Below are 14,913 nucleotides of genomic sequence, written 5' to 3'. Positions count from 1 at the left end.
AAGAAGGCCCGCCCGCACCCCTCCGGAATCCCGGTCGTACGCCACACCGCTGATCAGGACGACACGTGCTCAACCACATCCCCGGCAGCCCCCTCCTGCCGCGCGGCAAAGCCGCGGACGCCCGGCGCAGGTTCGGCACCTGGCGAGGAGAACGCCCCTTCTGGGCGGGCCTGTTCACCATGACGGCCGGCGTTCCCATCCTGTACTGGCCGTACGCGAACCTGGACATGGACGGGGTGCCCCTGGCCCTCGCCACCACCTCCGGCAGCGGCTCCCTGCTCATCGGCGTCCTGCTCATCGCCCTGGGCCTCGCCCTCTGGTACCGCCCCCACCAGCGGGTGTTCGCCGGGCTCGGCACCCTCCTGCTCGCCCTCATCTCCTTTCCCGTCGCGAACTTCGGCGGTCTCTTCCTCGGTCTGGCCGCGGGCCTGGTCGGCGGCTGCCTGGCCTGCTCCTGGGCGCCGCCCGAGCCCGCCGAACCACCACCGGCACCGACCGCCGCCGGGTCCGCACCCCTCCCCACCGGAGACAGCCAACGTGGCGACTGACCACTCCACGCCTCCCACCGGGACGCGACCACGTCCCCGCACGTCCCAACCCGCCCTCTGCGCACTGGCCGCCGCCACCCTCCCCTTGGCCCTGCACTTCCCCACCCCCTGGACGACGAGCCCACCCTCCGCCCCCAGTGCCACAGCGAGTCCCACGGCAGACGAGAACACGTCACCGACCCCGCCGCACACCACACCGCCACCCCAGTCCGGCGCGCCGACACCCCAGTCCGGTATGCCGTCTCCCGGCACCACCCCACACCACTCCACCAGCCCCACGCCCACGACCTCCGGCCCCGCGGCAACACCTACGCCCGCCACCCGGGCGCCCCGGGGCACCCCGCGAGCAACCACGACACCCCCGCCCCGGCGCTCCGCCGCACCGCTCGACCGACCACCGGCGCGACCCGCGCGCACCCCCTGGACCCTGCACGCCGACCGGCTCGTCCTGCGCGCCGTCACCTTCCACGGCACGGTCACCGTGTCCACCGCGGCCGGAGCCCGGCGGGCACTGAAGTTCACCGTCCGGTCGCTGGAGGCCCTCGGCCTCGGCCTCACGGCGGGGAAGGGAGACGCGGCGATCCGGCTGCGGACCGGGCCCACGACCACATCGACGCTCAAGGGGGACGGTGGCAAGGGCGTGGTGACCCTCTACGTCAGCGCGTTGTCCGGCACGGTCACGGCCCTCGGTGGCACGCCGCTCCCGGGGAACCGGCCCGTCACCATCACTCCGGACGCCGTTCCCGCCTGGCTGACCCCCGCCGGCCCCGCCCGCACGATCACCTTCGCCGACGCCACGGTCACCCCCCTCGCCCAGTACGGGGGCAACCTGGCCTTCACAGGGCTGCGCCTGGATTCGTAGCCCCCCAACGGCTCCCGGCCGGCACGAGGCCATCTCACCCGAACGGCTCAGCCCTCGTGGCCGCGAGCCGCTGGGGAGCGGAAGGTCGAAGCACGTGAGGCGGGCCGCCTGGTCGTCGCCCGCCACGGGAGAACGGAGTGCGACCATGTCCGCACAGCCTCACCCGGGAGCGCCGTCCGGCGGTTACGGCCCGCCCCCCACCGGACACAGCGCCTTGGCCACCGGCGGCGCCACCTTCGCCGGCGTCCTGCTGCTCGTCAACGGCATTCTGGCGATCTTCCAGGGCATCTCCGCGATCGCCAAGGACGACGTCTACGCCCGCATCGGCGACTACGTTTACAAGATCAACCTCACCGGCTGGGGCTGGATCCTGCTGATCCTCGGCATCATCGCCGCCATCACGGGCTGGGGCATCCTCTCCCGCGCCTCCTGGGCCCGCCCCGTCGGCATCGCACTGGCGTCGCTGAGCCTGATCGCGCAGTTCCTGTTCCTGCCGTACCAGCCGTTGTGGTCGATCATCGTCATGGCCATCGACGTGTTCGTGATCTGGGCCCTCGCCACCCACCAGCCGGAGCCCACCCGGCGCTGACACTCCGGCCACGCCGGTCCGCCACCGCGACCGTCCGGGCACGTCCCAGCCGTGTCCGTGATCGCCTGCGAGCTGGGAGCGGGGTGCTCGGCACGGCGAGCGCCCTGCCGCTCGGCCACCCGGGCCCTGGACGTGTACGGGCGGTTCGGTTCCGGCAGGTCTGGATCAGCCCGTACACGCCGGGTGTCGTTCAGCCGAGCGGCAGTTCCAGCACGGCTTCCTCTGCCGAGCGTGCCGGCCGGGGCGGTGCCCTGGACGGCCGTGGGCAACGTACGGGCGACGGCGAGCACCGACGGGTTGAGGTCGAGGCCCGCGCCGCGCCAGATGCCGTTACTGGCGATGTCGGCCAGTGTCGCATCGGTGACCGACGCGATCGGCCTTCCGTCTGCCGTTGTCATACGAACTGCCCTTTTCCGGCGAGCGCAGGGCATCCGGGAGGGGACGCCGTCCAGGCGGATCACCGGTCGGCACGCAAGCGCCGAAAGGGAGGGCGGTCGACCGTACCCGAACGAGTGGAAGCCCCAGGCGGCGCCGCTGTCGCAGGCCCGTGCCCGGCAGGTGGGCTCAGGCTCGCAGATAGGCCAGCACCGCCAGGACGCGACGGTGGTCGTCGGGGGCGGCCGGCCGGAGTTCGAGCTTCAGGAGGATGCTCGCGATGCGCTTGGCGACGACGGTGTACGGCGGTGACGGCGAAGCGGCCCTGTCCGCGGCCGGGGTGGCGTCCGGTTTCGCGCAGGTCTACGCCGTGCCCGCGCCCCGCGGCGACACGATCGTCGTCACGGCGGCAGTGGCGGACGCGCACGGCTGGCGGAAGGGCCGTGCCGCCCCACTCACCTTCGAGGACGGCCGTACGCGGAGGTCGCGTGTGACGGCCGTGGTGGACGACTCGATGCCGTACCAGGTCTTCCTCCCGCGCGACTTGGTACGCGACCACGACCCGTCAGCACTGGCGGACGTCGCCTACCGCACCACCCCCGCCCCCACCCCGACACGCCTCCTGGCCGGGCTCCGCGCCGACGAGGTCTCCGTGGAGGCGTACGCGGCCTCGGACGATGCCGAGGAGGACCGGCTGGTGTGGATCTTCACCCTGATGCTCGTCGCCGTATCGGCGGGCTACACGGTGATCGCCGTCGCCTCCACCTTGCTGACGGCCACCGCGGGCCGGGTGCGTGACTTCCGCGTACTGCGCCTGTCCGGTGCGACGCCCCCCCAGGTGCTGCTGGCTCTTGTTGCCGAGACGTGCTGTGTCGTCACCCTGGGCGCGGCCCTGGGCCTGGCGGCGGCCGCACCGGCCCTGTTCGGCACGGTGCACGGCCTTCGCGAAGAACTGGGCCTGCCAGTGGAGTCGTCACTGGCCTGGCCCTGGCTCACGGCCGTGGTGACGAGCTGCCTGCTGCTCGGCACGATGGCCACCGTCCTCCCGGCCCGCGGTGCCCTGAGGCGCATGCGGCGGGCATGAGCAGACCGTCCGCTCGGCCCGCGGAAACCCGCCGCCGAGAGCAGCGGTGGTGTGGCCGCGGGGCCGGGCCGAGCAGTTCGCCCAGGTGGTTGGCGACGGCAATCCGGTCAGGCGTGATGACGACCGCGCCGTTCCTGGGGCTCCCGGTCGACGCCCGGTCACTGCCGGTCCAGGCCGGCCGGCGCCCCGTTCCACGTGAACTCGTACCGGTTCCGTTCCTGGTAGCCCGTCAGCGCCGAGGGACTCAAGGCGGCCGGCCATCTGTTATCTGCCGTCCTACGCGCCCGACCTCGACCCCGTCGAAGGGGCGACGTGCCGCAGTGGACGCCGGCACCGGGATCTTCGGGGAAATCGAGGTGAAAGCGGGGATTCCTACGCTGCGGGCATGGAAATCACGGTCCCTGCGCCGCCGCCCGTGCGGGGTGGGCTTCAGCTTCGTCCGTTTCGTGGGCTGCGCTACGTGCCCGAGCGGGCCGGACGTGTCGGTGCGCTCGCCGCGGTCACCGCAGACGGCGTGCCGGACGCGGAGCCCGGCGATCCGTTCCACATCGTGCGGCTGGTCCTGCCGCGCGGGCGGACCTCCGCCGACCGCACCGCGTACGCCAGGCGGACCCTGACCCACTGGCTGGCGGAGGGGGTCATCGCTGCCGATCCCGTGCCCGCGCTGTACGTCTGCGAGCAGCGGGGGGACGGGTTCGCGCAGTGCGGGATCGTCGGTGCGCTGCGGCTGCCGCGTCAGGGGGAGGATGTGGTGCTGCCGCACGAGGACGTGTTCGAGCACGTGGTGGCGGACCGGGCGGCCGTGCTGAGGGCCACCGCCGTGCAACTGGAGCCGATGTTGCTCGCCTACCAGGGGGACGAGGGGCCGGACGGTGCCGGGGGCGTCATCGAGCGGGCCGTGCGGCGGCCGCCGCTCGTGACCGCGGTCATGGAGGACGGTGTGCGGCACCGGCTCTGGGCCGTGACGGACCCGGCGGAACTGGCCCGGGTGGACGCCGAACTCCGGATCCGGCAAGCGATGATCCTGGACGGGCATCACCGGTGGGCCACGTACCTGCGGGTGCGGGACGAGATGAGGTCGGGGGACCGGGCGGAGGCGGAAGGGAGCTGGGACTTCGGTCTCGCGCTCCTGGTGGACACGAAGCGGTATCCCTTCCGGGTGCGGGCCATCCATCGCGTGCTCCGGCGCCTTCCCGTGGCGCGGGCCCTCGCCGCTGTCGAGGGGGCGTTCCGGGTGAGAGCGGTGGCGGGGGACCTGTCGGCCGTGATGGCGGCCGCCGCCGAGCCCGCGGAGAGCGGAGGGAACGCGCTGGTGCTGGCGGGGGGAGCGGCCAGGGAGTTCCATCTCCTGGACCGCCCCGACCCGGCACTGCTTGAGCGGACCGTGCCGAGCGACCGGCCCGCGGCCTGGCGCGAGTTGGACGCCACCGTGCTGCACCGCACCCTGCTCGACCATGTGTGGGGCGTGCCCGACGTGCCCGACGAGATCGGCTACGTCCATGACGCGGCGGAGGCCGTCGAACAGGCGCGGCGGGAGGGCGGCACGGCCGTGCTGATGCGGCCGGTCGGGGAGCGGACCGTACGGGAGCTCGCCGGCGTGGGTGTGCGGTTGCCCCGCAAGTCGACGTCGTTCGGGCCCAAGCCCGCCGCCGGTCTCGTCATGCGCGGTCTCGACGAGCTGCCCCGGCGGTGACGCCGTGACGCACTGACGCCGTGACGCACTGACGCCGTGACGCACCAGGGGAGGGCGCCTTGCCACCAGGCGCCCTCCCCTTCGCGCGCTCGCGTCAGGCGGCCCGCGGGCCGTCCAGGTGGCGGCTCTCCAGGGCGCCGTCCAGGTACTGCGCGCGCATCGCCGCGCGTTGGATCTTGCCGCTGGTCGTGCGCAGCACAGCCCCGCGCCTGACCAGGGCCACGGCGGCCGGCTTGACGCTGAAGTCACGGGCGATACCGCCCCTGATCCGCGCGGCCAGGCGCGGCAGTTCGTCGGTGCCGACCGAGCCGCGCACCTCGTGCACGACCACGAGCTGCTCCTCGACGGTGCCGTCGGCTCCGGTCACCGGTACGGCGAACGCGGCGCCGAACAGACCCACCAGCTCCGGGTGCAGACGGCGCATCGCGTGCTCCACGTCCTGCGGGTAGATGTTGCGCCCGCGCAGGATCAGCATCTCCTTGAGCCGGCCGGTGACATAGATCTCGTTGTGATGGAGTGTGCCGAGGTCGCCGGTGCGGACGTACCCGCTGTCCCCGGCGAGCGTGCTGACACCGAACGTCGCGCGGGTGGCGTCCTCGCGGCCCCAGTAGCCCTGGGCGACGCTGGGGCCCCGCAGCCAGATCTCGCCGATCCGGCCCGCGGGCAGGGCCTCGCGGGTGGCCGGGTCGACGATCCGCACCGTGTACTCCTCGGCCTTGCCGCAGCTGACGATGGAGCGGCCGGGCCGGTCCTCGGCGACCGGCCGGAACTCGTGCTGTTCCAGGAGGCTCTCGTCGACCCGGGTGACGGCCAGTTCGCGCGGCCCGGTGCCCGAGATGAACACGGTCGCCTCGGCCATGCCGTAGCAGGGCGCCATGGTGTCACTGCGGAAGCCGGCCGGGGCGAAGCGCTTGGCGAACGCGGTGAGGGTGGAGGCCTGCACGGGCTCCGACCCGTTGGCCGCGAACCGCCAGCACGACAGGTCGAGGTCGGCGAGCTGCTCGTCGGTGATCTGCCGGGCACACAGCTCGTACGCGAAGTTGGGCGCGGCCGACCAGTTGACCTGGTACTTGTCGATCATCCGCAGCCACCAGTGCGGCCGCTTCAGGAAGGTCGTCGGGCTCATCAGGACGCAGGAGCCGCCGAGCAGCAGCGGAGGCAGCAGGATCGCGAGCAGCCCCATGTCGTGGTACTGCGGGATCCAGGAGCCGAAGCGGGTCCTGCGGTCCAGTCCGAACGCCGAGCTGAGGGCCGCCGAATTGTGCAGCAGGTTGCCGTGGTGGACCATCACTCCCTTCGGGTCCGAGGTGGAGCCGGAGGTGTACTGGAGCAGGGCGAGGGTGTCCTGGGACACGTCGGGCACCTGCCAGGCCCCGGCGTGCGCGTCGGTGAATCCGGGGCCGTCGGTGACGGCGCAGGTGATCCCCCGTCCCGGGTCGGACGTCGCCCAGTCCAGGACGCTCGCGGCGACGGCCTCGGAGGTGAGGACGACCGCGACGGCCGCGTTCTCGACGATGGAGTCCACGCGGCGGCGCTGGTGGCTGTACTGGCCGGGCAGCGAGGAGGGCACGGCGACCATGCCCGCGTAGAGGCAGCCGACGAACGCGGCGGCGAACTGCAGACTCTCCGGGTACAGAAGCAGCACCCGGTCGCCGGGCGCGTACCTCTCCTGGAGCCAGCCGGCTATCTTGCGGGCCTCGTGGTCGAGTCTGGCGTACGACCATGTCTCGGCCCCCTCCGCCGAGTCGGGGTCGCGGACGAAGATGACGGCCGGATCGTCGGGGGTGTCATGGGCGTTGGTACGGATGCGGGCCGTGGCGCTGCGGGCCTGCAGGAGTGTGTGGTCGTCCGTGAGCATGGAATCCCCAGGGGTAGCAGGAAGCGGATGTGGGTCGGCGGGAACGGTCACCAGTCGGTGGCCTCGCCCAGGGCCAGCAGGTCGTCCAGGTCGTCCGCCTCGACCAGGGCGGCGCCCGCCACCGGCGCGTCCGGGTTTTCGATCGCCTCGTGGAGCAGCCGCACGTAGGAGTCGAGCAGCCGGCGGACGGTGGACTCGTCGAACAGGTCGGTGGCGTAGCGGAACACCGCGGTGAGCGAGGACGCGCTCTGCCGCATCTCGACGTTGATGTCGAACTGGCCCTCCAGCTGGGGAACGTCGATCAGCTCGATGCGCAGGCCCGCGTACTCGGTGTCCGTGCCGCGCGCGGCGGCCTCCGTGACCTGCATCAGGAGGGGTTCGAGTCGGCCGGGTGCCACCATCGTGAAGACCATCCGCACGGGTGGGTTCCGGCTGCTGTACGGCTCCTCGCCGGCGAGGAGGGCGTACGGATAGCCGATGTGCTTCATGGCCCGCAGCACCTGGCGCTGCGCCGTGTGCGCGGCCTGGCCGTACGTGGTCGTCTCGGTGAAGTGCGCGGGCAGAACGAGTGTGTTGACGAGGTATCCGACGACCTCGCGCATCCCGGGACCGCTGCGGGTGGTCGTCGGGCAGCCGATGAGGAAGTCGCGGCGTCCGCTGTAGCGGTGCACGAGCGCCTGGAAGACGCCGAGCGTCAGCGCGAACGGGGTCACCCCCGCCCGTCTGGCGGCCTCGCGCAGCCGCGGCACCAGCTCGTCGGGTATCCGGGCCTCGCAGGTGGCGCCGTTGAAGACGGCCGGCGGACGTGGGGCCCGCGGCCGGTCGGCCGGCAGTTCGGCGGCGGTGGCGCCGGCGCAGAACTCTTCCCAGAACGCCGCCAGTCGTTCCCGTCGCGGGCCTGCGAGCAGTTCCTGTTCGCCCTGTACGTAGTCGTCGTAGTCGCGAGTGAGGGGTGGCGGCGCGGAGCCGGTCGCGTAGGCGTCGAGCAGGTCCTGGAGCAGCAGCCACTGGGAGGTGGCGTCGGTGACGATGTGGTGGGCGGAGACGACGATCACATGGTCGTCGGCGGCGATGCGCAGCAGGAGGGCACGGCACGTGCCCTCCTCGGTCAGGTCGAACGGGGTGTCCCCGAACGCTTTGACGTGCTTCTCCAGCAGTTCGGTGTCGGTGACTCCGGGAACCTCCCGGACCTGGAGGGGGACCAGGTCCGGGAGGCCGATCACGCGCTGCGGTCCCGCCGCGGTCTCGGTGAACGTGGAGCGCAGCACGTCGTGTCGCTCGACGACCGCGCGCAGCGCCCGCCGCAGCCGCGCCTCGTCGAGCGCGCCGCGGACCCGGAGGGCGGCCTGGACGTTGTAGGCGGGGCTGTCGGGCGCCATCCGGTACAGGAACCAGAGCGCTTCCTGCCCGATGGAAAGGGCTCGCTCCCGGGCCATCACCGAGCGGCGAGTTCGGAGTGGATGTGGGCGGTGAGCGCGTCGATCGTGGGGTGGTCCCAGGCCAGGGTGGCCTCGACGAGGATGCCGAACTCGTCCTCCACGTCGCCGCACAGGGTCAAGGCGTACACGGAGTCGAGCCCGATCTCGACCAGCAGGTCGTCCGCGGCGATGTCCTGCGGACGGGCGTCGAGGAAGTAGGCGACGCGCTCGGTCAGCCAGGTGCGGATCGTCTCGACGTCGGCGGTGCCGGCGCCGCCGTTCTCGGAGGTGGTGTTCTCGGGGGTGGTGGCGGGTGTGGCCATGAGGAGGCTCCTGGTGATGTGAAGGGTGTGGAAATTGGTGGGGTAGGGCTTCTGGTCCGGATACGGATAGGGGTCGGGGTGGGCGGGAGCACGGCGGCCGGTGCGGCCGGCCCCGCGGTCAGCCCCGCGCGAGCCGCGAACGGTCGAGGTCGAAGCCGGCACGGTCTTCCTCTCTCGCGGTCAGTTCGGCGAACAGTCGCTGCTCCACGGCTTCGGGCAGGGCGCCCACGTCGTGGCCCAGGCGCGCGGCGATCCGGGTGAGGGCGCCGGTCAGCCAGGCGTCGTCGCGCAGGAAGTCGTCGACGCCGTCCTGGTTGTGCTGCCACACGCCGATGCACGCGGCGGCCATCGACAGGTGTGCGTAGCGGTCGGCCAGGGCGAATCCGGAGCGGCCCGCGACCACCGAGTGCTCGCTCGGCGGCAGCCGGCGGCAGCGCCGGCCGAGGTCGTCCAGGTCGGCGTGGAGCAGGGCGGTGATCCGGGCCGCCGCCGGGGGCAGCGCCGTGCCACCGGCGCGGGTGTGGAGCAGCGCGGTGAGCTGGTCGGCGCCGCGCGAGGTGAGTTCGAGGGCCTGGTAGTCGATGTCGTCGAGCGACGCCGACAGGTCGAAAAGGACGGCGGGCGGCACCTCGGCGGTACCCCAGCTGGTGGCGGCCAGGCGAGGCAGCTGCGGCAGTGTCGTGGCCTGGCAGACGGCCGCGTTGGCGTGCGCGAAGGTGATGGCGGGCAGGTCGCGGAAGAACTTCTGGAAGACACCGTAGCGGCCGTCGCGCCAGTACGAGTTGGCGCCGAGCAGGGTGCCCAGAGTGTGCGACGACCTGTGCAGGACCTTGGGCACGATGTACTTGTTGACCGCGGTGATCACGCTGGTCTGGCCCGGCAGGACGTGCAGGGCGCGGCACGCCACGGTCGCCATGCAGTCCCCGGCGAGCAGGTCGAGGAAGGCGCCGACCAGCGTGGCCCTGGCATGCGGCAGGTCGGCGACGCTGCGGCCGTACAGGGCGCGGTCGAGGGCGAAACGGGTGACGGTGCGCAGCTGGGTGTCGGCGGTGCCGACCATCATGCCGGGCAGTACGGCGCGGGTGGTCTGGAAGGCGCGCAGGACGGTCTCCATGGCGCTGCCCACGGGGCCGACGAGGGCATCCGCCGGAACCTCGAGGTCGGTGAAGTCGGCGCCGCCGATGAGGCAGCCGCGCAGTCCGACGGTGGGGAAGCGGTAGTCCCTGTGCAGCCGGTCGGCGGGGGCCTGCGTGAGGTCCACCCACAGGTGGGAGTGACTGCGGTTTCCGGGGCCCGCGCCCGTCCGGGCGAGCAGGACGACGGCGTCGGCCCGGCCCAGGTTGTTCACGATCTGCTTGCGGCCGTTGATCAGGTAGTGCCTGCCGTCGGCCGAGGGCGTCGCGGCGAGGTCGGTGCGGGTGAAGTCGTTGCCGTGCGGCAGCTCGTTGTAGCCCGCCGCGGTCTTGCCGCCGGACAGCAGGATGTCCGCCATCCGCTTCTGCTGGACGTCGCTGCCCGCGGTCCACATGGCGGACCCGGAGATGTAGTTGGTGAAGCCGTGGCCGAGGGCCAGGGTCGGGTCGCGGCGGGAGACGGTACGCATCATGCGCATCAGGCGGTCGATCCGGCCCAGGCGTCCGCCGAGCCTCCGGGGCACGTACTCCGCGTTGAACCCGTAGGCGTCCAGGGCCGCTTCGCCGGCGGGCAGGATCTCGGCCCGTTCGTCGGCGGCGAGAACGGCCTCGTAGCCCAGCGGGTTGTCCGGATCGTGGGCGTCGCCGAGGGCTCTTTCCAGGACGTCGGGGCCGCCGGGGACGGCGTTCGGGTCGGTCATGACGCCTCCTGGGCGGCGGAGTCGGTCGCCTCGGCGAGCGGGAAGGGCAGCAGGGAGAACATCTCGCCGCTGTCGTACTGGTCGATCAGTAGCGGCATGAGCCGGTCGAGCACCGCCGAGCCGTCGGCTCCGTCCTCGGGCAGCGCCCCGGGCGTCAGGCGTTCGGCGAGCCGGGTCAGCGTGGCCTCGGCCCACAGGCCGTCCTGCCACAGGCCCGCGGTCGCGCTGGTGTCGGCGGCGACGGTGTTCCGGTTGAGCAGCCACACCTGGAGGCAGGCCGCGGCCGCGGAGCACAGGGTGTACCGGTGGGCCAGATCGAAGGCGGTGGCGGGCACGTCACGCGGGCTCGGCCGGTGGGCTGCCATCCGCTCGTGCGTGGTGTCGCTGATGCGCAGCAGGTGCTCGGCGACGGTGAGCAGGGACTCGGGCGCCTCGCCCGCCTTCACCAGTTCGCGCAGTTCCACCACGCTCCGGGGCAGGGACGCCGCGACGCTGTTGCCCGTGCGGGAGGTCAGCAGCAGCCGGGCCGGATCGAAGGCGGGAGTGGGTGCGTCGAGCGCGGCGGCGGCGGCCAGGCCGTCGGCGTCGGTGCGCCCCGCGCGGTAACCGCGGGCGAGGGTGGCGAACTGGTTGATCAGGGCGTTCAGGTTGACCAGAGTGTTGCCGTCGAAGATGCCGACGATCCGATGGTCGCGCTCCAGCTTGGCGAACAGGCCGTGCTCGAACTCCTCGCTGAGGAAGGAACGGGCGCCCAGGAACTGGCCCATGGCGGAGATCAGGTCGTCGACAGTGGTGGGCACCAGGTACTTCACGGCGGCGGACGAGACGCTCATCTCCTCGGTCAGGGTGTGCACCCCCCGCGAGGCGACCAGCGTGACCGCCTCCATGGCGAGCAGGTCGGCGTAGGCCTCGGTCAGCGCCCGGTGGGCCTGCGGCAGGTCGATCAGCCGCTTGCCGTAGAGGCGGTGCTCCAGGCCGAACCCGGTGGCGATCCGCAGCGCGCGATCGCCGGCGCCGAGCGAGAGCGCCGCGCAGATCGTCCGCGTGATCTGCAGGCTGCGCAGGACGGTCTCGATGCCCTCGCCCTCCTCGCCGATCAGCGCGGAGGCGGGCACCACGGCGCCGTCGAAGGCGATGCCGCTGATGTCGGCGCCCCGGATACCGTGCGTCCGGGCCGCCGGGAGGCAGGTGTAACTGCCGTTCTCCAAGCGGGACTTGTCGGCGAGCAGCAGGCTGTAGCCGCGCGTGCCGCCCGTGGGAGAGGTGCGAGCGAGCACACAGACCAGATCGCTCCGGGTGGCGTTGTTGATCAGCCACTTCTCGCCGTCCAGTCGGTAGCCGCCCGCCACGGGGGTGGCGGTCAGCTCGCCGGAGAGCAGATCGCTGCCGTGGGAGCGCTCGGTCAGACCCCAGGAGACGACGGCGCCGGACCTGACGCGGTCGCCCAGCTCCTTGGCCTGTCCGGCGGATCCGCCCACCCAGGTGCTCACTGCGCCCAGATACGTCTTGGTGTGCGCGATCGCCACGGTGAGATCGCGGCGGGCCACCACTCGTACCAACTGGAGCAGTTCCTCGTAGCTGTCGAGTGTGCCGCCGTGCTGGGCCGGCACGTAGTGCGCGGGCAGGCCGAGCGCGTCGAGCCGGGCGACGGCGTCCGTGGGGAACGCCTCGGCGGCATCGAGTTCACGCAGCCGGGCCGCGAAGAACGGCAGGTCCCTGCGGGAAGGGTGGCCGAGTGAGCGGTCGAAGCGGCCGGCCCGGTCGTACGGCGCGTACCGCCGCGGGGGTGCGAGTTGAGGTTCCGTCACGACTCCACCTGAATCTGAGAATGTGAGCACTCCGGGATTTCTGAATGGCCCCAGTCTGGCCACCGCAAGGAGCGCTGTCGCAGGATCTCCGTGTCAGGAAGCTGCGCCTGCATCTGGCTGCCAGCACCGAACCCGTCACCTCCTCCAAAGGCGAACTAGTGTCTCCACTGCACGCCTAACAGGTGAGAGGGAATCCATGCCGAAAACATTTGATTCGGGGATTCTGGGGACGATCGGCGAGACACCTCTGGTGAAACTGGAGAAGATGTTTCCCAGGGAACCCTCACAATTCTTCGCCAAGATCGAGCGGTTCAACCCAGGTGGCAGCATCAAGGACCGAAGCGGCCTCAGCATGCTTCTTGAGGCGCTGCGCAACGGCGAGATCACGCCGGGGCGTTCCGTGGTCGTGGAATCGAGCTCGGGGAACCTGGCGGTCGGGCTCGCGCAGATCTGCCGGTACTTCGATCTGCGGTTCATCTGTGTGGTCGACGCCAAGACCACGGAGCAGAACCTGGCCATCATCCGGGCCTACGGGGCCGAGGTGCAGGTGGTCGACGAGCGGGACCCCGAGACCGGCGAGTTCCTGCCGGTGCGGCTGCGCAGGGTGCGCGAGCTCGTGGCGAGCATCCCGCACGCCTACTCCCCGAACCAGTACGCGAACCTGTCCAACCCGCAGGCTCACGAGCGGACCATGCGGGAGATCGTGGAGGCGCTCGACGGGCGGCTCGACTACCTCTTCTGCTCCGTGAGCACCTTCGGCACGCTGCGCGGCTGCGCCGAGCACCTCCGCAGGGAGGGGCTGCGCACCAAGGTCGTGGCGGTCGACGCCCAGGGCAGCGCCATCTTCGGCCAGCTGCCCACCCGGCGGCTGATCCCGGGGCACGGGGCCTCCGTCGTGCCGGCCCTGATGGACCCGGACGCGGCCGACGAGGTCGTGCACGTCTCCGACCTCGACTGCGTGGTGGCCTGCCGCCGCCTCGTGGCCCGCGAGGCGATCCTCGCCGGCGGGTCCTCCGGGGCGACGCTCGCCGCGGCGGAGCGGATGCTTCCGCGTATTCCGCCCGGCTCGGTCAGTGCACTGATATTCCCCGACGGCGGTGACCGCTATCTCGGCACCGTCTATTCCGACGACTGGGTGCGCGAACACTTCGGTGAGGTCTCGCACCTGTGGAAGGACTGAAACCTCCGATGCTCGTACTGCGCAAGGCAGACGTGGAGAAAATACTCAACGGAAGGGAGAAGGAGCACATCGAGCTGGTCCGGCAGGCTTATTCGCTGCACGACAAAGGTGCGACGGCCGTGCCGCACTCCATCTTCCTGCGTTTTCCCGACCAGCCTGCGAACCGCATCATCGGACTCCCGTCCTACCGGGGCGGTGAGAATCCGGCGGCGGGGCTGAAGTGGATTTCCTCGTTCCCCGCGAACATCCACTCGGGAATCCCCCGGGCCAGCGCGGTGATGGTGCTCAACTCGCTGCGCACCGGACATCCCGAGGCGCTGCTCGAGGCCTCGCTGGTCTCGGCCGCCCGCACCGCCGCGAGCGCGGCCCTGGCCGCCGACCTCCTCACCGAGGGCCGACGCCCGCAGGGCGTCTCCTTCATCGGCTGCGGCGTCATCAACCGGGAGATCCTGCGTTACCTCAAGGCGGTGATCGACACGCTCGGCGAGGTCACCGTCTACGACACCTCACCCGCGCGCGCCGAGGAGTTCGCCCGCGGCTGCCGTGAGCTCCTGCCGGACGCCGAGGTCACCCTCGCCGACACCATCGAGGACGCCCTCGCCGCACAGCGCCTCGTGTCGTTCGCCACCAACGCCGGCGAGCCGCACGTGGACCTCGCCGCCGCCGAACCCGGCACCGTGGTGCTGCACATCTCGCTGCGTGACATCGACCCGCTCTCCATCAACGGCGCGCACAACATCGTCGACGACGCGGACCACGTGTGCCGCGAGCGCACCTCGCTGCACCTGGCCGAACAGATCACCGGCGGGCGCGCTTTCATCGACGCCTCCATCGGCGCCCTGATCAACGGAACCGCCGATTTCGTGCCCGACCCGGACAAGGTCACCGTCTACTCGCCGTTCGGTCTCGGCGTCCTCGACCTGGCCCTCGCCGTCGACGTGCACGACGCCGCCCGCGGGCTCGGCATCGGCGTGGAGATCACGGACTTCCTGTCCTGAGCCGGCCCGCACGCCGCCCGTGCACCGGTCCCGTCCACGAGCCCCGCTCACCGGACCCTGCCGTACGTCCACTTCCTCCATCCACTCCGTACCTCCGAGGAGAACCATGTCCCAGCAGTCCGCCGCCGCCGAGCACCGCGTCGTCCTGAACGCCGAGGAGCAGTACTCGATCTGGCCCGTCGGCCGTGAGCTCCCCGCCGGCTGGAGCGCCGAGGGCACCCAGGGCACCCGCGAGGAGTGCCTCGCCCGCATCGACGAGGTGTGGACCGACATGCGTCCGCTGAGCCTGCGCCGCCGCATGGAGGCTCAGGCCACCGCTTCCTGAACTCCCCCCATCTGAACG

13 protein-coding genes and 1 pseudogene are annotated in these 14,913 nt (G+C 71.7%); 8 read left to right on the top strand and 6 right to left on the bottom strand.

Going from position 1 to position 14,913, the window contains the following annotated elements; translation table 11 throughout:
• The first annotated feature begins 65 nt into the window (after positions 1 to 65).
• The 3 genes from Srubr_RS30465 (at position 66) to Srubr_RS30455 (ending at position 1,999) form a co-directional block, all read left to right on the top strand.
• A complete protein-coding gene (locus tag Srubr_RS30465; RefSeq protein ID WP_189995252.1) occupies positions 66 to 548 on the top strand; it encodes a DUF6114 domain-containing protein in 483 nt (160 codons plus the stop codon).
• A 235-nt stretch (positions 549 to 783) separates the two neighbouring features.
• Positions 784 to 1,410: a hypothetical protein gene (locus tag Srubr_RS30460; RefSeq protein WP_189995255.1), complete on the top strand. Its 627-nt coding sequence runs from the start codon at positions 784 to 786 to the stop codon at positions 1,408 to 1,410.
• Between the two features lie 145 nt (positions 1,411 to 1,555).
• Positions 1,556 to 1,999: a DUF7144 family membrane protein gene (locus Srubr_RS30455; protein ID WP_189995257.1), complete on the top strand. Its 444-nt coding sequence runs from the start codon at positions 1,556 to 1,558 to the stop codon at positions 1,997 to 1,999.
• Positions 2,000 to 2,563: 564 nt separating this feature from the next.
• On the opposite strand, the pseudogene Srubr_RS41090 reads toward Srubr_RS30455, so the two are convergent.
• Positions 2,564 to 2,668 (bottom strand): annotated as a pseudogene (locus tag Srubr_RS41090) (DNA-binding response regulator); the annotation flags it as partial.
• On the opposite strand from Srubr_RS41090, the gene Srubr_RS30450 reads away from it, so the two are divergent.
• Together Srubr_RS30450 and Srubr_RS30445 are read left to right on the top strand one after the other, a co-directional pair.
• Entirely contained in the window at positions 2,646 to 3,458 is an 813-nt protein-coding gene (locus tag Srubr_RS30450; protein WP_308445535.1) for an FtsX-like permease family protein, read from the top strand. The pseudogene Srubr_RS41090 and the gene Srubr_RS30450 overlap by 23 nt on opposite strands.
• A gap of 385 nt (positions 3,459 to 3,843) precedes the next feature.
• A complete protein-coding gene (locus tag Srubr_RS30445) occupies positions 3,844 to 5,151 on the top strand; it encodes a DUF1015 family protein (protein ID WP_189995261.1) in 1,308 nt (435 codons plus the stop codon).
• A gap of 94 nt (positions 5,152 to 5,245) precedes the next feature.
• Here Srubr_RS30445 and Srubr_RS30440 read toward each other — a convergent pair whose 3' ends face one another.
• From Srubr_RS30440 to Srubr_RS30420, 5 genes are all read right to left on the bottom strand, one after another.
• On the bottom strand, positions 5,246 to 7,009 hold the full coding sequence (locus tag Srubr_RS30440) for a fatty acyl-AMP ligase (RefSeq protein ID WP_189995264.1): 1,764 nt from the start codon (positions 7,007 to 7,009) through the stop codon (positions 5,246 to 5,248).
• Positions 7,010 to 7,056: 47 nt separating this feature from the next.
• A complete protein-coding gene (locus Srubr_RS30435) occupies positions 7,057 to 8,445 on the bottom strand; it encodes a condensation domain-containing protein (protein ID WP_189995266.1) in 1,389 nt (462 codons plus the stop codon).
• Positions 8,445 to 8,750: an acyl carrier protein gene (locus tag Srubr_RS30430; RefSeq protein ID WP_189995268.1), complete on the bottom strand. Its 306-nt coding sequence runs from the start codon at positions 8,748 to 8,750 to the stop codon at positions 8,445 to 8,447. The genes Srubr_RS30435 and Srubr_RS30430 overlap by 1 nt, the downstream gene beginning before the upstream one ends.
• A 118-nt stretch (positions 8,751 to 8,868) precedes the next feature.
• Entirely contained in the window at positions 8,869 to 10,584 is a 1,716-nt protein-coding gene (locus tag Srubr_RS30425; protein WP_189995270.1) for an acyl-CoA dehydrogenase, read from the bottom strand.
• Positions 10,581 to 12,392, bottom strand: coding sequence for an acyl-CoA dehydrogenase family protein (locus Srubr_RS30420; RefSeq protein ID WP_189995272.1), 1,812 nt, complete (start codon positions 12,390 to 12,392; stop codon positions 10,581 to 10,583). Before Srubr_RS30420 ends, Srubr_RS30425 begins: the two co-directional genes overlap by 4 nt.
• Before the next feature lie 196 nt (positions 12,393 to 12,588).
• On the opposite strand from Srubr_RS30420, the gene sbnA reads away from it, so the two are divergent.
• The 3 genes from sbnA (at position 12,589) to Srubr_RS30405 (ending at position 14,895) form a co-directional block, all read left to right on the top strand.
• The gene (gene sbnA / locus Srubr_RS30415) at positions 12,589 to 13,572 is read left to right on the top strand and encodes a 2,3-diaminopropionate biosynthesis protein SbnA (RefSeq protein ID WP_189995274.1); all 984 of its coding nucleotides are present in this window, start codon (positions 12,589 to 12,591) and stop codon (positions 13,570 to 13,572) included.
• A gap of 8 nt (positions 13,573 to 13,580) precedes the next feature.
• Positions 13,581 to 14,570, top strand: coding sequence for a 2,3-diaminopropionate biosynthesis protein SbnB (sbnB, locus tag Srubr_RS30410; protein WP_189995276.1), 990 nt, complete (start codon positions 13,581 to 13,583; stop codon positions 14,568 to 14,570).
• Between the two features lie 106 nt (positions 14,571 to 14,676).
• Positions 14,677 to 14,895: an MbtH family protein gene (locus tag Srubr_RS30405; protein ID WP_189995285.1), complete on the top strand. Its 219-nt coding sequence runs from the start codon at positions 14,677 to 14,679 to the stop codon at positions 14,893 to 14,895.
• Positions 14,896 to 14,913: the final 18 nt, after the last annotated feature.

Origin of the sequence: Streptomyces rubradiris, assembly GCF_016860525.1 — a bacterium.
Classification (GTDB): Bacteria; Actinomycetota; Actinomycetes; order Streptomycetales; family Streptomycetaceae; genus Streptomyces; species Streptomyces rubradiris.
This window is presented reverse-complemented; position numbering and strand designations above follow the sequence as displayed.